This is a genomic window from Helicobacter pylori (assembly GCF_003637685.1).
In the GTDB taxonomy this organism is placed as follows: domain Bacteria; phylum Campylobacterota; class Campylobacteria; order Campylobacterales; family Helicobacteraceae; genus Helicobacter; species Helicobacter pylori_CJ.
The window spans coordinates 266,138-284,890 of record NZ_MVWW01000001.1; the positions used below are offsets into that span (position 1 = coordinate 266,138).

Genomic DNA, 18,753 nt, shown 5'->3' on the forward strand with positions numbered 1-18,753 from the left:
CCCAAAGGAGAGAAAAAGAAATAAAAATTACCTTTTAGAGAATTGCGGGCTTCTTCTGGCCTTTCTTTTACCATATTTTTTGCGTTCAACCACCCTTGAATCCCTAGTGAGCAAGCCCTTAGGTTTTAAAATGGCTCTAAAAGCAATATCATAAGCGTTCAAAGCCTTAGAAATGCCATGCCTTAAGGCTTCCGCTTGCGCTGAGTAGCCCCCACCAAAAACCACCGCTTTAATATCCACAGATTGCTCTTGTTTGGTTAAAAGTAGGGGTTGCATGACCTTCATTTTAATGGCTTCATGCCCGCCTAACCATTGATTCAGACTCTGCTCATTGATACTCAATTCGCCTTTACCCGGAGTGAGCCACACTTTAGCGATAGCGGTTTTTCTTTTACCGGTAGCATAGATTTTTCTCATTTAGCGTCCTTTTTGCTAGTTTGTGCGGTGTGAGGGTGCTTATCATCACGATAAACTTTGAGTTTTTTAATCATCGCTTTCCCTAATTTCGTTTTAGGGAGCATGCCCCTAACGGCTAAGTGGTAGAGCTTTTCAGGGGCTTTTTCTAGCATTTCTTGGAGAGTCTTGCTCTTGGTGCTGCCAAAATAGCCTGAATGGGTAAAATACTCTTTATCCTCTAATTTCATGCCTGAAAATTTAACCTTATTGGCGTTGATAACCACCACAAAATCCCCACAATCCACATTAGGGGTGTAAAAAGGGCGGTGTTTGCCTCTTAAAAGCACAGCGATTTCAGTGATCAGGCGGCCAAAAACTTTGTCTTTAGCGTCTAAAACGACCCAATCACGAACGATGTCATTGACTTTAGCAGTCTTTGTCATAAGAATCCTTTGATAAAATTAAAGCAACCATTATAAGGAAATAAGCTTAAATATTGCTGAATTTAAGGAAAGTTTAAAGTTTAAAAATAAGGTTTTTAAAAAATTTGTTTGACTGCTTTTGATTTTATGGTCAAACTCATTTCCTTAAGGGGATAGGGGGGTATTTTACAATAACCCTCCGCTACAACCCCCAACTAAAGACCCCCTAACCCAAGAAGACCGCTTAAAAAATTACCGCTTGATTAAAAATAAGCTCTTTACTATTTTGATCCTAAAAATACCAAAAAGCCTTTTTTATTTTTGCTCTTGGTTAAGCCTTTCTTCTATCTTTTTGATTTGTTGGCTCATTTTAGCGCTTGCGTTGATTTGATTGATGAGCATGTAAAGGTTTATCATCATCAAAAGCACCACCACAATCCCTAAAAAAAACACGATTTGAACGGCTTTTTTAGCGATTTCTCGGGCTTCTTGTTCGTTTTGCATGCGTTTTTAATTTTCCAATTCTTCTGGGGATAAATCTTTATAAAAGCGTTCTAATTCAAAGCTCTCGCCCAAATACGCAGCGATTTCTTGGGAATCCACAAGGGCATTTTGCAAGCAACTCGTCGCGCCTGGAGAGGGAGTCATGTTAAAAGTGATGCCTTTATGGGTGCAAATCTTTTTTTCGCCTAATTCTAGCTTTTGCTTGGTTCTGTCTAAAACTTGCGGACGCACTTCGCCAAAACCATGAGCGTATTCTAAATCTTCTAGGCAAAGAGAGGGGATGATTTTTTGAGCGTCTTTTAAAAATTTCCTTTTACCGATAATGGGCAATTCAAAAACCATGTTTTTAAACACGTAATTACGGATTTCTTTATCGCTCATCAAATCAAACGCTATCTTAAACACATCTTTATTCAAATCCATTTTCAACAATTCCAAGCTAATGCCCTTAAGCCAGCATTTGTTGCGCTCTAATTTAGGCATCGTTAAAGCGGTAGGCCCGATTCGTGTTTTTCCTTTAATGACCGCATCAGGGTCGCCATGCACGGCTGCAAAAGGGAGTTTAGGGTTTTGAACGGTATAAACCTTACCCCTTAATAGATCCGGCACAAAATAAAAGCTACCCGCCACAGGCAAGCACCCTAAATCCAGGCCATAGCCCATGCTCTGAGCCAAAGGCAAAGCGTAAGAGCCGGCATTGACTAGCACGAATTTAGCATACACTTCCTCAGCGTCTTCTGAAATGAGCGCATAAGTGTCGTTGCGTTTTTCAATCTTTTTCACTTTGAAATTCAAAAACACCTGGTTGTTAGGCCTTAATTTTAAAGCTTCTTCAACGAAGTTTTCGCTCAACTTCGCAAAATTCATGGTGCTCCAATCTTTTTGATAACCATGCCCGACAATGTTTTCATGCCTGTCTATGCCATTGGCCCCTAAAATCACATTAGGCTCTAATTCTTTAATCTTTTGTTTGTCAAATTCTTCTAGTCCCACAAAGATTTCTTTAAAGGATTCGTAGCGTTTTTTCATGAACTCGCATTCTTCATCGCCCACGCCTATAGCCATTTTTTGGGTTTCAAAAATCACTTCATTTTGCAAGCCTTTATTGAGCGCGTATTGTCTGGTTTTATAAGCGCTCAAACGCACTTTTTTAGCTTTTTCAGGAGTGTAATTCGTTTCAATAGAGCCATCATGAATAGTTTGTGAATTAGCCTTAGCGCTGGAGCTGATTTGAGCTAATTTAGAGCATTTTTCCACGATAGCCACGCGTTTTAAAGAGCTGTATTCGCTTAAAGTATAAAAGGTCGCGCACCCTGAAACCCCACCTCCAATAATAACGGCATCAAATTCCATACTCATTGTCTTTCTCCAAATGTTTTAAATTGATAAATCGTAATCATAGTATAAGAAAATCAATTCGCATTCAAAGGGCTTGAAGTTTTAAGCATGAAATCTTTCAAATCGCTCATTCCAAGCACCCTATCAATCAATAATTTCTTTTTAGAAAACGCCCCATTATGTTCTTCGGCTAACCATAATGAAGTGATCACCACGCCTCCTATTTTATGGCTCAAGGTTTTAAAATGCTTTTGGGTTTGCACCGACCAAATGCTGTGAGCGACTATCGCTTGATGGTTGCGTTCGCCCAAATAGAGCATGATATGCCCTTTTAAATAGATGAGTGTTCCAAAAGGCGTGGCGTTTTTAAGGATGTAATCTTCTTTTTCTTTGGTTTTCATGGAGCTTAAATCCACATAATTGTTCGCATAACGGCTTTGCGCGTAGGAATTTCTGGGGAGCAAAATACCAAAATTAGCAAAACTATCTCTAGTGAAAGCCGAGCAATCTCTGTTGCCTAATAGCCCACCCCAGCCGTATTTTTGCCCTAGCATGGTGTCTATAAAATACGCCATGTTCTCGCTGTTAAAAGCCTTAGGGAAAACAAAAAAATCCTTTTCATCTAAGATCACGCTTTGTAAAGCTGCATAACCCTTAGCGTCTCTCAAAAAGCCATAGGCTTTCAATTCCTTTTTTTGGGGGTTTTGAGATGTTTTTTGACTTTGGGGGATGAGAGCGAACAATTCACCCACCCTAGCATTGGTATAAAAATCCCCATAGTCTGTATAAAGGGGGATTTTATCTTTTATAGGCATGACATAATTTTTAAGCTTGGTTAAAAGTTCTATGTCTTTATCGCGCATGTAGGCTAAATCGCTAACTTTAATCCAGCCATAAACAAAACTGCTTTGAATGTGGGCGTAAGTTTTATCTAGATTAAAATGCGTGACTAGAACCGGCGTGCCTTGAAAAATCAGCGAATTTTGATACCTATCAAAAGGATAGCCTTTTTGAGAAAGATAATAAGGCTTGTTAGTAGGCACAGCCCTTACATCGCTATCTCGCACCACAACAGCCTTAATCTTAGCGCTCGGGTAATGCTCAATATCCATGCTTTTAATAAGCTCATCATTGAAAGCTTTTGCGTTGGGCTTTAGATCTTCGCCATAACCGGTGGATTTATTCATCTCCTTAAGGATCCAAAACACTTCTTTTTTATTGCTTTTGACTTTCGCATCTAGCCATGGGGAATACCACGCTTTGAGATAGCTCTCTTTTAGATTTTCTCTTAACGCTTGGGGGTCAATGCTTTGGTTATTATGACTGCCATTTTGAGAGCTTGCAAGATAGCTTGAAGCCTCTTGGGGCAAGGATAAATCTTTGAGCGTGAAATCCTTTTTCATGCAACCCACAAACAAAAACAAGAAAACTACAAGAAAATAACGCATGCTTTAGAGAACCTTAATGTCAAATGCGCAAATAGTTTCTTAAAATGCGCCCGTATTGCGGGCTTCTCAATTTTTTGATCGCAGAGCTTTCAATCTGGCGCACCCTTTCTCTAGTAACATTCAATTCCTTGCCGATTTCTTCTAAAGTTCGATCGCTTTCATCGTCTAAAAGCCCAAAACGCATGCGGATCACCGCTTTTTCTCGCTCATTCAACTGATCCAAAACGCTTTCAATTTGTGCTTTCAAATCTTCTCGCATGATATGATCAATGGAGCTAACGATATTTTTATCTTCCACGAAATCCCCAAATTTGCCGTCATCATCATTGCCGACTGGGGTTTCCAAACTGATAGGCTCTTTAGTAACCTTAATCACATTCTTCACTTTATCTAACGAAAGCCCCACTTCTTCAGCCACCACTTCTAAATCAGGCTCTTTGCCGGTTTCTTGAATGTGTTTGCGCATGACTTTATTGATGCGATTAATCGTGTCAATCATGTGAATGGGGATGCGGATAGTGCGGGCTTGATCGGCTATGGCTCTGCTGATAGCTTGCTTGATCCACCAGGTCGCATAGGTAGAAAACTTGAAGCCCTTTTCATGCTCAAACTTATCCACTGCTTTCATCAAGCCGATATTACCCTCTTGAATCAAATCCAAGAAGGGTAAGCCTCTGCTCGTGAATCGTTTAGCGATGCTCACTACCAACCTTAAATTGGATTTAGCCATTTTGTTTTTAGCGCGATCGGAAATCAATTTCCCTCTTTTGATTTGCTCTAAAATTTCTTTTAGCTTGTTAGGGGCTAAATCAAAGCCTTCTTCGCTCGCTTCTTTAGTCAAAAAGAGTTTTTTGAGATCCATATACACGCTCACCATAGTCGCTTCTGGCACTTGAGCGATAATATCTTCTTTAGTCATGTTAGTGATATTGGCAAGGATTTTTTTATGGTTAGCGATCAAAACATCATTGAATAAGGGCAGCTTGTATTCCAAGCGTTTCAACTCTTTTTCAAACCCATCGCCGCTTTTTAAAGTGGTCTCCATCGTTTTGACTAATTCATTAATCAGTTTGCTAGTAGGCTCTAAATCATAGAGTCTGTCTTTGAGCGTTTGGCGTTTGTAAGCTAGAGTCAATAAACGCACCAATTCGTCTTCTTTTTCATCTATGGGAGCTTCAAGGGCTTTAAGCCATTCTTTTTTAGCCTTGTCTAGGGCTTTAAAGCTTTCTTGAACCTTTTCTACACGCTTCTTGTCTTTTTCAGAAACGACTTTTTTCCTTTCTTCGTTTTCTTCATATTCTTCGCTGTCGTCATCTTTTTTAGAATCGCTCACGCTATTTTCATCGTCATCATCAAAGCTCCTGAAAAGCTCTTTAACCCTTCTTTCACGATTGATTAAAGCGTCTTTATACGCATAGATAAAATCAATCAAATACGGCACCGAGCAAATCGCGTCTAAAATAATGTCTTCGCCCAAGCGGATTTGCTTGCTCAATTCGATCTCTTCATCTTTGCTTAAAAGTTTTATATCCCCCATCTCGCGCAAATACATGCGTACCGGGCTATCGCTCCTGCTCCACTCTAAAAAATCCTTTTCTTTCAAAAAGTCATAGCCGTCTTCTAATTCTTCATCTAAAACTTTTTGCTTTTCTTCGGTGTTTTTAATCTTGTCAATCGCATTGAGTTTTTTAGCGTATTCTGAAGAGCTGACCAATTTCTTTTGGTATTTTTGGCACAATTCTTTGATTTTTTTGATTTGGGCTAGAGTGGGGACTTTCGTGCTGATTTGAATGATGGACTCATAAGAAACGCAATCGCTTAAGGAATTAGCGAACAATTCTTCTAACGCTTCATTAAAGCTAAGCTTTTTAACAGGAACAGGCTCTTTCGCTGTTTCTTTGACTTTGCTTTCTTTGGTTTTGGCTTCTTTAATTTTGCCCTCTTTGGCTTTATTGCTTTCTTTAGCTTTGTTTTCTTGTTTAATTTCTTGTGTGGTTTCTGTTTTGGCTTCCTGTTTAGCTCTTTTGGGGGCTTTTTCTTCGTTAGCTTTCTTTTTCATTGGACACTCCATAAAATAAGAACCCATGCTTTCAATCAAAAGCCAGGTCTATAAGATTAAGATACACCTAATCCTCTGCTATTTTACTAAAAAATAGCTTAAATTCTAATTATATTATTGGAATTTTTCCCCACTTTATTAAATATTCATCACAAAATGTAAAAAATACTAAAAAGCTTTTTTACATTCCACTATTCCATTCCATAACCCTATAAAAACAAACCTAAAGCTCATCCACCATGCTTTTTAAGAATTTCGCTGAAGTTTGAGCGCTTTTTTCTAAAAACGCATCAAAGCTCATACCGGCTTCTTCATCGGCGTTATCGCTAATGCTCCTTAACACGCAGCATGGCACGCCAAATTTTTGGCACACAAACGCCACGCTCGCCCCTTCCATTTCCACCGCGCTCGCTTTAAATTCGCTAACTAAAAACTCTTTCCTTTCTTTGCTATGGACAAACTGATCGCCTGATGCGATGACGCCTTCTTTGAGCGCGATATGTTGCTCATTAGCGATCTTTTTAGCTAAAGCGTTTAAACTTCCACTCGTTTCAATAAAAATCGCGCTTTCGGGGATAAACCCTAAAGGGTGATCAAACGCGCTCAAATCCACGTCATGCTGGACTAATTGAGTAGCCACTAACAAATCATTGATTTTTAGATCTTTAACTAAGCTTCCAGCCACTCCGCTAAAAAGCACCTTTTGAACGCCAAACGCTAAAATCATGCTTGTTGTGGTTAAAGTGGAATGCACCTTGCCAATCTTGCTATAAGCGACAACGATTTCCTTATCATTATAAACGCCTTTATGGAAAACATTCCCCCCTAAAGAAACCTCTTCAAAACCCACGCCAAACAATTCTAAAATAGGGGTTATTTCTTCTCTCATCGCCCCTAAAATGCCAATTTTTTGCACCATTTTCTCCCCATCACACGTATTCTTCTAAAAACTCAATGGCTTCATCAAGCCCTTTATGATCCCCCACGCTTATAGTGGGCTTGTTGCTCAAGCGTTTGTTAAGCCCCTTTAACACACTCCCACAGCCTAATTCAAAAAAGACATCCACTCGGTCGTTGTTAGATTTCACGCAGTCTTGATAACGCACCGGCTGAGTGAGTTGCAAGCTCAATAATTCAACGGCTTTGGCTTTGTTGTGATACGCTTCGTTAGTCGCATTGGAGATGATTTCAAAATGGAATTTATCTTTCAGGCTTTTTTCTAGCAATTCCTGGAATTTAAAAATCATAGGCTCTAAAAAAGGGCAATGGCTCGCCACGCTCATTTCTAAAAAAACCACCCTTTTAGCCCCCATTTCCTTTAAAGTCGGCTCTAGGGCTTTCAAATCGTCTTTAATCCCGGCTAAAACCACTTGCATGCCGCCATTGAAATTCGCGCACCACACATTTTTGGTCCTTTGACACAAACTCAAAAGGCTCTCTTCAGAAACGCCCAAAACGACCATCATAGAAGCGTCTTTATTCGCGCACGCTTCTTGCATCATTTTGCCTCTTTGGTGCGTGAGTTTAAGGGCTTTTTCAAAATCCAACGCCCCGCTCAAAGACACCGCGCTCATTTCACCGAGCGAATGCCCTAAAGCAAAAACAGGTTTTAACCCCCCATTTACTTGCTTGTTGAGTAGTTGGTAAGCGATATAGCTCACTAAATAAATGGCAGGCTGGGTGTAAGCGCTCTCTTTTAAAAGCTCGTTTTCTTCAAAAAGCGTTTTTTTCATATCCACTTTAAGCGCGTTAGAAGCCCTTTCAAACAATTCTTTGGCTAGGGTGTGGCTCTCATAGAATGATTTTCCCATTCCTATACATTGCGAGCCTTGCCCTGGAAATAATAGCGCGTATTGCATGGTGTTATCCTTTAAGTTTTATTAATCCATAATTTAAAATTGTAATATAAAAGCCCTTAGTTTTGTTTAGAAACCATTAAAGTTTAAGGTTTATTTTAACTTATTTTTACTATAATTCTACTTTGTGAATGAGGACAGGTGGGTGAGTTGGCTGAAACCACATCCCTGCTAAGGATGCGTAGCCGTCAAGGTTACCGAGGGTTCGAATCCCTCCCTGTCCGCCAGCCTTTTTGCCTTTAAAAACTTTTTGTTTAGAATGTATTAACGAGACACCATAGTTTCTAAGCACTCCTTTTACGACACTCCTTTTACAGATTTTACAAATACAAATTTTAGGTTGGGTGAAGAGAGACACCCAGCCTAAACCCTATCAATCCGCTATGGTATTTTCAAACATTTTGAGTATAATTGCTTCTGCTCATAATCACAAAAAAGAAAGAACATGACTTACAGAGAATTAGGTAAAAAAGTTTTAGAACAAGCAGAGGAGCCTTTGAGCGTTAAAGAAATTTGGGAGAGAGCTTGTGAAATGGGATTGGATAAAGAACGCAACGGCGGAAAAATACTTTCTCATAGTCTTGGAAGTGTGCTTGGTCAAGACAAGAAGCAATTTTATGTTATAAATAGAGAAGAAGAACCCTTTCGTTATTGGCTCAAATCTCGTGAAAGAGAATTTTCTCCACAAAAAACCCCAGATGCCAAAGAAGGAGATGATGAACAGAGCGAGTGTTCAGGCACAGCCAAAAAACAAAAAAACTCTTTTCATGAAAGGGTTTTACACCCACTGCTTGTGAAATTCCTCAGCGAAGATCCAAATTTCAAGCTCCTATGCAAAACCATCCGCCATGAAGAATGTAAAAAAGGCGAAGGGGGCGAATGCAAGTGGAATTATCCTGACATCGTGGGCGTGTATTTTCCCTATAATAAATATTTTCCCTACAATAAATATAAAGAAGAAACTTTGAAATTTTTACACCATACCGGTCAAAAAAGACACAAGCTTTTTTCCTTTGAGCTTAAAAAAGAGCTTAGTTTTTCCAATTTAAAAGAAAGCTATTTTCAAGCGGTGAGCAATTCTACTTGGGCTAATGAGGGGTATTTGGTGGTTTTTGGGATTAAAGATAAATATAAAGATAAAGTTTTGGATGAATTAAAACGACTCAACCAAAGCTTTGGTATAGGGGTTATCAAGCTGGAATCTGAGATTTCAAACTCCAAAATCTTGTTGCCAGCTAAAGAAAGGGAGATTGATATACCCACACTTAACATGCTTATAGAACAAAGTCCGAAAGATTTTAAGCCTTTTATGGAAAGGATTAACACGCAAATTGAAAAAGGACTTGATACGGCAGTGGATATGGGGGAGTTTTTTGATGAAGTGCTTGATGATGAAGCAATGCAAAAACACATTGAAAAACACATTGAAGATAAAGGCATTAAAGCAGGAAAAAATGGGAGCGCCTTATCTTTCTTGTCCCATTTTTAAAAGCGCAGACGAGCTTTTCACTCTTTATCAAGGGGATTGTAATGAGGTTTTACCCCAATTTGAAAATGCTTTTGATTTGATTTTTGCTGATCCGCCTTATTTCCTTTCTAATGACGGTTTAAGCATACAGAGCGGTAAGATTGTGAGCGTCAATAAAGGCGATTGGGATAAAGAAGACGGGATTGACGATATTGATGAGTTTAATTACCAGTGGATAAACAACGCCAAAAAGGCTTTAAAAAACACAGGAAGCCTTTTAATCAGCGGGACTTACCACAACATCTTTTCTTTGGGGCGCATTTTACAAAAATTGGATTTTAAGATTTTAAATCTCATCACCTGGCAAAAAACCAACCCTCCTCCCAATTTCAGCTGCCGTTATTTGACGCATTCAGCTGAGCAAATCATTTGGGCGAGAAAAAGCCGCAAACACAAGCATGTTTTTAACTATGAGGTTTTAAAAAAGATCAATAACGATAAACAAATGCGCGATGTGTGGAGCTTCCCAGCGATCGCGCCTTGGGAAAAAACAAACGGCAAGCACCCCACTCAAAAACCCCTCGCGCTATTAGTGCGCTTACTTTTAATGGCGAGCGATGAAAATTCTCTCATTGGCGATCCTTTTAGCGGGAGCTCCACCACAGGCATTGCGGCCAATCTTTTGAAAAGGGAATTTATCGGTATAGAAAAAGAAAGCGAATTTATCAAAATATCCATGAACAGAAAATTAGAATTAGACGCTCGCTATCAAGAAATCCGATCTAAAATCAAAGATTTAAATTTCCAATAAGCCTTTTCTTTGAGTTAGTTTAAGCGTTATACTTTTGGGATTTCACCTCAAAATGGGATTCTATTTTCACCCATTCCTTACAAAGGATATTTTCATGCCCAAAAAGCCAGTGTTTGGGGCCAATAATGATTTTTTCTGGATTGTTTATCAAATAAGCCGCCCACCAGCTATAAGTGCTGTTAGCGATAATGCCATGCTGACAAGATTGCATGAGCAGCATGTCCCAATACGCTTCTTCGTCTTTATCCCTAGTGGTCATGTCCATAAAAGGGTAGCCAAGATCAAGATTTTGCGTGAATGTTAAGTCTTCGCAAAATACAAAAAGCTCCATGTTTGGCACGCGCTTTGCCATATACTCAACCGCCTTTTTTTGATAATCAATACCAAGCTGACAACCAATCCCCACATAATCCCCTCTTCTTATATGCGCAAACACGCTGTTTTTAGCGGCTAAAATCAAAGCAAGTTTGCGGTGGTATTCTTCCTCTTTTTTTTATTATTTCCATTTTCTGGGGGGGGGGTAGGGTGAAGGTTTGCTTGATTAAAGGGGATATAGCATCAAAATATCGTGGATCTTGGAAGTAACCATAAAAATAAGTCAAGCGGCTTGGCTTTAACAATTTAGGCTCGTATTCAAAAACGATTTCTTGACTCACCCTATCAAATCCCATGCATTTGAGCGCGTCTCTTACTAGCTTGGGGAGGTGTTGCATTTTAGCGATAGCGATTTCTTTTTCACTCGCATAGGGCAAATCAATAGGGAAAAGTTCTAATTGCATTTTCCTATTGCTCCAATCAAAAGAAGTTGTATCTAATAGCACGGGCGTATTAAGGTGTTTTTGCAAACTTTTAGCGAAAGCGTATTGAAACATTTGATTCCCAAGCCCCCCGCAAATTTGCACCACCTTAAAAGCCATTCAATCCCTTTATATTGTCAAATAAAACGCTCATTTTAGCTTATTTTAAAACCCTTTTTCAATAAAATCCTAAAAAGTGGGGTAACGCTTTCAAATCATTTGAATTTTTTATTTGAAAAAGACGCGTATGAGGGCTCTAGCAAGCGTTCTTGGTATTCTAAAAGAATCCTGTCTTCGCTATTGAGCGAGTAGGCCTCATCGTATTTGCGCTTGATGATGCCCTTTAAAATGGTGTATTGGACCTGGTATTTATCCTCTTTAAGCATTTCATCTACTAAAGCGTAAAGCTGGATGTCTTGAATGAGTAAATCTGAAATTTTAACGCTCTCTTTATCAAACAATTCTTCATTAGCGCAATATTCATTCACTAAAATAAGCACCCGGTTATACACATCCGATGCGATTTTAGCGTTTAGGGTTCTATAAATGTAGTCTTTGATTTTTTTGAGCTGCTCTTCTAAATCTTCACTAGCCTTGCTCGCTAAGGCTAAAATACTTAAAATTTGAACTAGAGTCATCATTTTATGGCTTAAAGAGCGGGTGCGCCATTTAATGAGGAGACGCATGAAATAAGACATTTTGATAGAAAGGCTACAAGGGAGAGTGTTTTTCTTAGGTTTTGGCATGTTTAATTTCTTTTAAAAAAGGATTTTATGGTTTAATTATATAACTTTAAAATTAAATCTAGGAGTAAAGGCATGAAAACATTCAAAAAAGGCGTAATATTAGACGCTAAAAGCGTGGGGTTAAAAGCACTAGAAGTTTTAAAAGAAGTGGCGGATTTTGATTTTTATGAGGTTACTCCGCCCAGTCAAATCGTTGAACGATCAATTGAAGCTGAAATCATGGTATTGAATAAAGTCGTTATCACCCAAGAGGTTTTAAGCCAATTGCCTAAACTCAAACTCATTTGCATCACCGCTACAGGCACGGATAATGTGGATATAAAAAGCGCGAAAGCTTTAGGCATAGAAGTCAAAAATGTGAGCGCTTATTCTACGGAATCTGTAGCCCAGCACACTTTAGCGTGCGCGTTGTCTTTGTTGGGGAGGATCAATGATTACGATCGTTATTGTAAAAGCGGGGAATATAGTCAAAGCGATATTTTTACGCACATTAGCGATATGAAAATGGGGCTTATTAAGGGGGGTCAATGGGGGGTTATTGGTTTAGGCACCATCGGTAAAAGAGTTGCTAAGCTCGCTCAAGCTTTCGGGGCAAAGGTGGTGTATTATTCCCCTAAAGATAAAAAAGAAGAGTATGAGCGCTTGAATTTAGAGGAATTGCTTAAAACAAGCGGCATTATCAGCATTCATGCCCCCTTAAATGAAAGCACGCGCGATTTAATCGCTCTCAAAGAATTGCAAAGCCTAAAAGATGGGGCGATTTTGATCAATGTGGGGCGTGGGGGCATTGTGAATGAAAAGGATCTGGCTTTAACTTTAGAAACCAAAGATTTGTATTACGCGAGCGATGTGTTTGTGAAAGAGCCTTTTGAAAAAGATCATGCGTTTTTGAACCCAAAGATCCAAAACAAATTGCTTTTAACCCCCCATATCGCATGGGCGTATAGCGACAGCTTGAAAACCTTGATAGAAAAAACCAAAGAAAATATCCAAGATTTTTTAGCTTCTCAAAAATAAAAGTAGGATTTTATGGAGAGGTGGGTTTGATTGTTTGAGTTTTTTTCTTTTTTACCATAAAATCTAAAAAATGGAGTAGGGTTTAATCGTTTTTAACCCATTAAGAAAAAGCCTTTAGGTGGATTGACCCCCAAAGGCTTTTATGACAGAGAGCGATTAAGCCTTAGAAATATCAATTTTAAAGGTGTGGATTTCATCTTCTAAAAAGACTTTAACCACCACCACGCCCGGGGTTTTAAGATTTTTGGTATCCACTACCACAAACCCTCCCCTAGCCTTACCTTCAACATTAAGGGTGTTGTTTTTAAGATAATTGATCGCTAGGATCTTTAAAGCCTGGCGGCTTTCTTGCATGACCTCTTGCTCTTCTACATCATCCATCATCATCATGCCAAAGCCAGGCCCATACATGCCCATTCCCCCATACATCATGCCGTTATAAGCTAAAAAACTCCCTTGCCCATAATAAAACATAGGTGGGGTGATCATATTGATATTATCAATAGGGGCGGTCGGCACGCTGATATTAAAGCTTTGTAAAATGCCCTCAAAATCAAAACTGGATTTCATCACCTGTCTCAGGCTTAAGACCGGTAAATTCGTTTGGTTGATAGACACCGAAATGGCTTTACGGCTAAACACCACAGGATTTCCCTCTAAAACTTGCGCCGCTACATACAGCACTAAGGGGGATTCATTCAAACCTTTCAATTTGCTTTGAGCGATTTCTAGCTGGACTTTAGACTTGGCTTGCGTGGAGGTCATCACTTGAATCCCATTATTATAAGATGTAACATGTTCAGGCGTGATCTTATAGCTCGCGCAAGCGCTCATCAGTAAGGCTATCGCTACTAAAATGATTTTTTTCATCAAAATCCCTTTCATTTAAAGTTTAATCTTCGTTTAGAATTTCCTTATTATAGTGTAGTTTGACTTAAAATTAAGATTTTATTAGGAATAAGGGCTTAAAAAAGATTTAATGTAGGCTTTCTAGCCACAAAAGAATAGAAGATTTGATCTCATTGAGTTTTAAAACTTCTTGGTGCTTGATTCCTCTCTCAAACAAATCATCAAGGCGTTGGCTATCTGGGGTATTGTAGCTGTTTTTTAGTGCTTCTAGGGCGGCTTTATCGTCTTTTTTTTGCTCGTTTAGGGCTAAAAGGGTGGTTTTAGGGAATTTCTCATAAGAGGCGGTGGCAGAAACAAGGGTTTTTTCGTGGGTTTTCAAGCTGGCGTTTAAAGCGGTGGCGGTGTGGGGGTCAATCAGGTATTGGTGCTCTGCATAAACTTCTTGAATGGTTTTCAAACAATCTTCATCTGAGCAGCTCGCGCAAGAAAAATGCTCCTGTAAAAGGGCTAATTCTTTAGGCTTTAAGGCATAAAATTTCTCTTCTTCTAAAGCTTGCATCAATTCTAGCGTGCGTTCAAACCCAAAAAGGCTAAAAAGCACCCTTTCCACGTTAGAGCTTTTTAAAATATCCATAGCCGGCGAGAAAGTTTGCTTTAAAGAGCGGTGGGTTAAATCGTAACGCCCTGTCTCTATAAACTCCCTTAAAACATCATTGCTGTTGGTTACCACCTTGATTTTAGCGATATTCAAGCCCATTTTTTTGGCATAAAACGCCCCTAAAGCGTTCCCAAAATTACCGCTGGGTATGGCTAGGGTGATTTTTTCTTTAGAATTGATCGCACCTTTTTTATACAATTCTAAAAAGCCCCAAATATGATAGACGATTTGAAAAGCGATGCGCCCAAAATTCACGGAATTAGCCACGCTTAATTTTAATTGGCGCGCTTTTAAAGCTTCGTTAAAATCGTCGTCTTTTAAAAGGTTTTTGAGCGCGTTTTGCGCATCATCAAAGTCCCCACTCACCCCAAAAACCTTTAAATTGCTAGCGTTTTGGGTTACCATTTGGAGTTTTTGGACTAAGCTTGTGCCGTCTTTAGGGTATAAACACACCACAAAAACATTAGGCATGCCCGCTAAACCTTCTAAAGTCGCAGGGCCGGTATCCCCACTTGTGGATACTAACACCAAATACTTTTCGTTTTTCCCCACCGCTAGATTAGAAAACAAGCTCGCTAAAGGCTGTAACGCCATGTCTTTAAACGCCAAACTAGGCCCATGGTAGAGCTCTTGGACAAAAAGCCTTTCATTGAGCGCAAAAATAGGGGCCGGGTTTTTAGGGTTATCAAAATTTTCATAGCGTTTTAAAGCGCTTGTCAATAAACCTTTAGGAATCTCTAATCCCAATCGTTCAAACACGCATTCTACCAGCTCACTATAGCTCAGACTCAAACAATCTTGCCATTCTAGCGTTTCAAAACGCTCTAAAGTGTAAAGCCCACCTTTGGGGGCGTTGGGGTTTAATATTGCTTCAATAAAATCAATCTTTTTTTCTTTCAAAGAGCGCGTGGGGACAAAAGGCATTATTCTTCCTTACTATAATTTTTAGCCGTAGCATACCCTAAAAGAGCGAATGCAACCTTAAAAATGGTTTTTAATGAGAATGATTGATCGTTTTTTTAATTCAGTTTAATTTTGGATTTATGCTTATAATACTATAATGCGGTTTAAAATTTTGCCACAAATAGGCAAAAAATTTCATCATAGTAAGGTTGTGTTTTGTCTAAAGGTTTGAGTATCGGTAATAAAATCATATTGTGGGTGGCGTTGATTGTGATCGTGTGCGTGAGCATTTTAGGGGTGTCCTTGAACAGCAGGGTGAAAGAAATTTTAAAAGAAAACACCTTGCGTTCTATGCAAGATAGTTTGCATTTTAAGGTTAAGGAAGTGCAAGGGGTTTTGGAAAACACTTATACGAGCATGAGCATTGTCAAAGAAATGCTCCCTAAAGACACCAAAAGAGAAATTAAAATCCACTTGTTAAAAAACTTCATTTTAGCCAATTCGCATGTCGCTGGGGTGGGCATGTTTTTTAAAGACAGAGAAGATTTAAGACTGACGCTTTTAAGGGATAACGATACGATTAAATTGATGGAAAACCCGTCATTAGGGAATAACTCTCTAGTGCAAAAAGCGATGAAAAATAAAGAAATTTCTAAAAGCTTGCCTTATTACAGGAAAATGCCTGATGGTAAGGAGGTTTATGGGATTAATGTTCTTTTACCCTTATTCAAGGAAAACACGCAAGAAGTGGTGGGGGCTTTGATGATCTTCTTTTCCATTGACAGCTTCAGTAATGAAATCACTAAAAACAGGAGCGATCTCTTTTTAATTGGCGTTAAAGGTAAAGTGCTTTTGAGCGCGAATAAAAATTTGCAAGACAAGTCCATCACCGAAATTTATAAGAGCGTGCCTAAAGCCACCAACGAAGTGTTGGCTATTTTAGAAAATGGCTCTAAAGCGACTTTAGAATACTTGGATCCCTTTAGCCATAAGGAGAATTTTTTAGCCGTTGAAACCTTTAAAATGCTAGGCAAAGCAGAAAGTAAAGACAATCTTAATTGGATGATCGCTTTAATCATTGAAAAAGACAAGGTTTATGAGCAAGTAGGCTCGGTGCGTTTTGTGGTAATTGTAGCGAGCGCGATCATGGTGTTAGCCTTAATCATAGCGATCACTCTTTTAATGCGAGCGATCGTGAGCAATCGTTTGGAAGTCGTTTCTAGCACCTTGTCTCATTTCTTTAAATTATTGAACAATCAAGCCCATTCTAGCGATATTAAATTGATTGAAGCGAAATCCAATGACGAATTAGGGCGCATGCAAACAGCGATCAATAAAAATATCTTGCAAACCCAAAAAACCATGCAAGAAGATAGGCAAGCCGTCCAAGACACCATTAAAGTGGTTTCAGATGTGAAAGCAGGGAATTTTGCAGTGCGCATTAACGCTGAACCCGCAAGCCCTGATTTGAAAGAATTGAGGGACGCGCTAAACGGGATCATGGATTATTTGCAAGAAAGCGTGGGGACTCACATGCCAAGCATTTTCAAAATCTTTGAAAGCTATTCTGGTTTGGATTTTAGAGGCCGGATCCAAAACGCTTCGGGTAGGGTGGAATTGGTTACTAACGCTTTAGGGCAAGAAATCCAAAAAATGCTAGAAACTTCGTCTAATTTTGCCAAAGATCTAGCGAACGACAGCGCGAATTTAAAAGAATGCGTGCAGAATTTAGAAAAGGCTTCCAACTCCCAACACAAAAGCTTAATGGAAACTTCCAAAACGATAGAAAATATCACCACTTCCATTCAAGGCGTGAGCTCTCAAAGTGAAGCGATGATTGAGCAAGGGCAAGACATTAAAAGCATTGTAGAAATCATTAGAGATATTGCCGATCAAACGAATCTATTAGCCCTAAACGCCGCTATTGAAGCCGCAAGAGCCGGCGAGCATGGCAGAGGCTTTGCGGTGGTGGCTGATGAGGTGAGGAAGCTCGCTGAAAGGACGCAAAAATCGCTCAGCGAAATTGAAGCCAATATCAATATTTTAGTTCAAAGCATTTCAGACACGAGCGAGAGCATTAAAAACCAGGTTAAAGAAGTAGAAGAGATCAACGCTTCTATTGAAGCCTTAAGATCGGTTACTGAGGGCAATCTAAAAATCGCTAGCGATTCGTTAGAAATCAGTCAAGAAATTGACAAAGTCTCTAACGATATCTTAGAAGATGTGAATAAAAAGCAGTTTTAATGCTCATTCATATTTGCTGCTCGGTGGATAATCTGTATTTTTTAAAAAAGGCTAAAGAGGCTTTTGTGGGTGAAAAAATGATAGGGTTTTTTTATAACCCCAATATCCACCCTTATAGCGAATACTTGTTGCGTTTAGAGGATGTGAAACGCACTTGCGAGATGCTAGAAATTGAATTGCTTGAGGGCGATTATGAATTAGAAAAATTTTTAGACAAAGCTAAGGGTAAGGAATTGTTAGGGGAAAAAAGCGAACGCTGTTTTGAGTGCTTTGACTTACGCTTAGAGGCGAGCGCTTTGAAAGCCTTTGAATTAGGGGAAGAAAGATTCACCACCACCTTACTCACAAGCCCTAAAAAAGACCCTAACCAGCTCATCGCTAAGGGGCAGAGCATCGCGCAAAGGCACAATTTGGAATTTATTGTGTTTAGAAACGATAACTTTGAACATTTTAAGAGCGAGTTGGATTTAAACTTGCAGGCTTTGGCGAGAGAAAACGAGCTTTATAGGCAAAATTATTGCGGTTGCCAATTCGCTTTAAAAATCCAAAAAGAATCTCAAAACAGAAGCCCCTTTGAACTTTATTCGCCTTTAAAACGCCAGATTTTACCCGCAAGTATTGAAGAAAGAACGCAAGTTTTTAGAGAACTAGACGCAGCTAAAAAGGACGCTAATAAGCCTTTTTTAGCCCAAAAAACGATCGCAACTTACCGCTTATTAAATGGGGGCGTGTGGCTTTCTAAAAATTCAAACCCCTTGAATTGCTGCATTTTAGTGCGCTCTAAAAGTAAGGCTAAGGTTAGGATCAACGATTTAAGGTGGGTTTTTTCTCAGCGTTTAAGCGCTCTAGTGGGTTATAGCCAAAGAGATGAAACCTTGTTTTTAACTTTAGAAGGCCTTAATACCCTTATGGCAAAAAACTACGATAATCTAAAAGAGTTAAACCTTAACCCCTTAAGTTATGAAGAAGAGTTGTCTTTAAGGGCGTTAGTGAGCGGGAGCGAGAGTATTAACCCTATTATCGTGCTAGAAGAACGCACAGAAAAAACCCTTTTTGTAGAAATTAAAAGCATTTTTCAAGAAGAAAAGGTGTTTTATTTGCTGTAAGCTTGGGGTTTTAGTTGCTTCATTTTATGGCTTTTTAGCTTGTTTTGAACTGCAATTAAGCAAATAATAATTTTGAATTGTCTTTTTTGTCGTGAAAATTTGGAGTTGTTAGGGTCTAAAATTTTTGCACA

Annotated in this window: 18 protein-coding genes and 1 tRNA gene; 6 read left to right on the forward strand and 13 right to left on the reverse strand. The window is 39.1% G+C overall.

The window, feature by feature from the left end; genetic code table 11:
- Positions 1 to 27: 27 nt before the first annotated feature.
- The 8 genes from rpsI to fabD all read right to left on the reverse strand — a co-directional run bounded on the left by rpsI (position 28) and on the right by fabD (position 8,026).
- Positions 28 to 417 (reverse strand): 30S ribosomal protein S9, encoded by a 390-nt coding sequence (gene rpsI / locus EAL44_RS01305; RefSeq protein ID WP_001227269.1) that lies wholly within the window; start codon positions 415 to 417, stop codon positions 28 to 30.
- On the reverse strand, positions 414 to 839 hold the full coding sequence (gene rplM, locus EAL44_RS01310) for a 50S ribosomal protein L13 (RefSeq protein ID WP_000167671.1): 426 nt from the start codon (positions 837 to 839) through the stop codon (positions 414 to 416). The genes rpsI and rplM overlap by 4 nt, the downstream gene beginning before the upstream one ends.
- Positions 840 to 1,133: 294 nt before the next feature.
- Positions 1,134 to 1,322 carry a DUF5408 family protein gene (locus tag EAL44_RS01315; protein WP_001178796.1) on the reverse strand — a complete coding sequence of 63 codons (189 nt, stop codon included), beginning with the start codon at positions 1,320 to 1,322 and terminating at the stop codon, positions 1,134 to 1,136.
- A 6-nt stretch (positions 1,323 to 1,328) separates the two neighbouring features.
- Positions 1,329 to 2,681 (reverse strand): FAD-dependent oxidoreductase, encoded by a 1,353-nt coding sequence (locus EAL44_RS01320; protein ID WP_121073855.1) that lies wholly within the window; start codon positions 2,679 to 2,681, stop codon positions 1,329 to 1,331.
- 53 nt (positions 2,682 to 2,734) lie between these two features.
- Complete coding sequence (locus tag EAL44_RS01325) at positions 2,735 to 4,108, reverse strand: C40 family peptidase (protein ID WP_121073858.1); 1,374 nt, start codon at positions 4,106 to 4,108, stop codon at positions 2,735 to 2,737.
- 19 nt (positions 4,109 to 4,127) lie between these two features.
- Entirely contained in the window at positions 4,128 to 6,167 is a 2,040-nt protein-coding gene (gene rpoD, locus EAL44_RS01330; protein WP_121073861.1) for an RNA polymerase sigma factor RpoD, read from the reverse strand.
- 223 nt (positions 6,168 to 6,390) lie between these two features.
- Positions 6,391 to 7,086 carry a 5'-methylthioadenosine/adenosylhomocysteine nucleosidase gene (locus EAL44_RS01335; protein WP_121073864.1) on the reverse strand — a complete coding sequence of 232 codons (696 nt, stop codon included), beginning with the start codon at positions 7,084 to 7,086 and terminating at the stop codon, positions 6,391 to 6,393.
- A 10-nt stretch (positions 7,087 to 7,096) separates the two neighbouring features.
- Complete coding sequence (gene fabD, locus EAL44_RS01340; RefSeq protein ID WP_121073867.1) at positions 7,097 to 8,026, reverse strand: ACP S-malonyltransferase; 930 nt, start codon at positions 8,024 to 8,026, stop codon at positions 7,097 to 7,099.
- Positions 8,027 to 8,158: 132 nt separating this feature from the next.
- On the opposite strand from fabD, the gene EAL44_RS01345 reads away from it, so the two are divergent.
- The 3 genes from EAL44_RS01345 (at position 8,159) to EAL44_RS01355 (ending at position 10,302) form a co-directional block, all read left to right on the forward strand.
- Positions 8,159 to 8,250, forward strand: a tRNA-Ser gene (locus EAL44_RS01345).
- A 218-nt stretch (positions 8,251 to 8,468) separates the two neighbouring features.
- The gene (locus tag EAL44_RS01350; RefSeq protein ID WP_121073870.1) at positions 8,469 to 9,512 is read left to right on the forward strand and encodes an HTH domain-containing protein; all 1,044 of its coding nucleotides are present in this window, start codon (positions 8,469 to 8,471) and stop codon (positions 9,510 to 9,512) included.
- Complete coding sequence (locus EAL44_RS01355; protein WP_121073873.1) at positions 9,478 to 10,302, forward strand: DNA-methyltransferase; 825 nt, start codon at positions 9,478 to 9,480, stop codon at positions 10,300 to 10,302. Before EAL44_RS01350 ends, EAL44_RS01355 begins: the two co-directional genes overlap by 35 nt.
- Positions 10,303 to 10,321: 19 nt before the next feature.
- On the opposite strand, the gene futC1 is transcribed toward EAL44_RS01355, so the two are convergent.
- The 3 genes from futC1 to EAL44_RS01370 form a co-directional block, all read right to left on the reverse strand.
- Positions 10,322 to 10,762 (reverse strand): alpha-(1,2)-fucosyltransferase FutC1, encoded by a 441-nt coding sequence (futC1, locus tag EAL44_RS01360; RefSeq protein WP_121073876.1) that lies wholly within the window; start codon positions 10,760 to 10,762, stop codon positions 10,322 to 10,324.
- On the reverse strand, positions 10,746 to 11,219 hold the full coding sequence (locus EAL44_RS01365; RefSeq protein WP_121073879.1) for an O-fucosyltransferase family protein: 474 nt from the start codon (positions 11,217 to 11,219) through the stop codon (positions 10,746 to 10,748). Before EAL44_RS01365 ends, futC1 begins: the two co-directional genes overlap by 17 nt.
- Positions 11,220 to 11,314: 95 nt before the next feature.
- Complete coding sequence (locus tag EAL44_RS01370) at positions 11,315 to 11,845, reverse strand: hypothetical protein (protein WP_121073882.1); 531 nt, start codon at positions 11,843 to 11,845, stop codon at positions 11,315 to 11,317.
- Between the two features lie 72 nt (positions 11,846 to 11,917).
- On the opposite strand from EAL44_RS01370, the gene EAL44_RS01375 reads away from it, so the two are divergent.
- The gene (locus EAL44_RS01375) at positions 11,918 to 12,862 is read left to right on the forward strand and encodes a D-2-hydroxyacid dehydrogenase (protein ID WP_121073885.1); all 945 of its coding nucleotides are present in this window, start codon (positions 11,918 to 11,920) and stop codon (positions 12,860 to 12,862) included.
- Positions 12,863 to 13,018: 156 nt separating this feature from the next.
- Here EAL44_RS01375 and EAL44_RS01380 read toward each other — a convergent pair whose 3' ends face one another.
- Both EAL44_RS01380 and thrC read right to left on the reverse strand, forming a co-directional pair.
- A complete protein-coding gene (locus EAL44_RS01380) occupies positions 13,019 to 13,732 on the reverse strand; it encodes a hypothetical protein (protein WP_120910614.1) in 714 nt (237 codons plus the stop codon).
- A 106-nt stretch (positions 13,733 to 13,838) separates the two neighbouring features.
- A complete protein-coding gene (gene thrC / locus EAL44_RS01385; RefSeq protein ID WP_121073888.1) occupies positions 13,839 to 15,293 on the reverse strand; it encodes a threonine synthase in 1,455 nt (484 codons plus the stop codon).
- A gap of 195 nt (positions 15,294 to 15,488) precedes the next feature.
- Between thrC and tlpA the strand changes: the two genes are divergently transcribed.
- On the forward strand, positions 15,489 to 17,516 hold the full coding sequence (gene tlpA / locus EAL44_RS01390; protein WP_121073891.1) for a methyl-accepting chemotaxis protein TlpA: 2,028 nt from the start codon (positions 15,489 to 15,491) through the stop codon (positions 17,514 to 17,516).
- A complete protein-coding gene (locus EAL44_RS01395) occupies positions 17,516 to 18,622 on the forward strand; it encodes an epoxyqueuosine reductase QueH (protein WP_121073894.1) in 1,107 nt (368 codons plus the stop codon). The genes tlpA and EAL44_RS01395 overlap by 1 nt, the downstream gene beginning before the upstream one ends.
- The last annotated feature ends 131 nt before the right edge of the window (positions 18,623 to 18,753 follow it).

Excerpts from the sequence above, each read along its gene's own strand:
- rpsI (WP_001227269.1), bottom strand. The coding sequence starts at position 417 with ATGAGAAAAATCTATGCTACCGGTAAAAGAAAAACCGCTATCGCTAAA.
- rplM (WP_000167671.1), bottom strand. The coding sequence starts at position 839 with ATGACAAAGACTGCTAAAGTCAATGACATCGTTCGTGATTGGGTCGTT.
- EAL44_RS01315 (WP_001178796.1), bottom strand. The coding sequence starts at position 1,322 with ATGCAAAACGAACAAGAAGCCCGAGAAATCGCTAAAAAAGCCGTTCAA.
- EAL44_RS01320 (WP_121073855.1), bottom strand. The coding sequence starts at position 2,681 with ATGAGTATGGAATTTGATGCCGTTATTATTGGAGGTGGGGTTTCAGGG.
- EAL44_RS01325 (WP_121073858.1), bottom strand. The coding sequence starts at position 4,108 with ATGCGTTATTTTCTTGTAGTTTTCTTGTTTTTGTTTGTGGGTTGCATG.
- rpoD (WP_121073861.1), bottom strand. The coding sequence starts at position 6,167 with ATGAAAAAGAAAGCTAACGAAGAAAAAGCCCCCAAAAGAGCTAAACAG.
- EAL44_RS01335 (WP_121073864.1), bottom strand. The coding sequence starts at position 7,086 with ATGGTGCAAAAAATTGGCATTTTAGGGGCGATGAGAGAAGAAATAACC.
- fabD (WP_121073867.1), bottom strand. The coding sequence starts at position 8,026 with ATGCAATACGCGCTATTATTTCCAGGGCAAGGCTCGCAATGTATAGGA.
- EAL44_RS01350 (WP_121073870.1), top strand. The coding sequence starts at position 8,469 with ATGACTTACAGAGAATTAGGTAAAAAAGTTTTAGAACAAGCAGAGGAG.
- EAL44_RS01355 (WP_121073873.1), top strand. The coding sequence starts at position 9,478 with ATGGGAGCGCCTTATCTTTCTTGTCCCATTTTTAAAAGCGCAGACGAG.
- EAL44_RS01365 (WP_121073879.1), bottom strand. The coding sequence starts at position 11,219 with ATGGCTTTTAAGGTGGTGCAAATTTGCGGGGGGCTTGGGAATCAAATG.
- EAL44_RS01370 (WP_121073882.1), bottom strand. The coding sequence starts at position 11,845 with ATGCCAAAACCTAAGAAAAACACTCTCCCTTGTAGCCTTTCTATCAAA.
- EAL44_RS01375 (WP_121073885.1), top strand. The coding sequence starts at position 11,918 with ATGAAAACATTCAAAAAAGGCGTAATATTAGACGCTAAAAGCGTGGGG.
- EAL44_RS01380 (WP_120910614.1), bottom strand. The coding sequence starts at position 13,732 with ATGAAAAAAATCATTTTAGTAGCGATAGCCTTACTGATGAGCGCTTGC.
- thrC (WP_121073888.1), bottom strand. The coding sequence starts at position 15,293 with ATGCCTTTTGTCCCCACGCGCTCTTTGAAAGAAAAAAAGATTGATTTT.
- EAL44_RS01395 (WP_121073894.1), top strand. The coding sequence starts at position 17,516 with ATGCTCATTCATATTTGCTGCTCGGTGGATAATCTGTATTTTTTAAAA.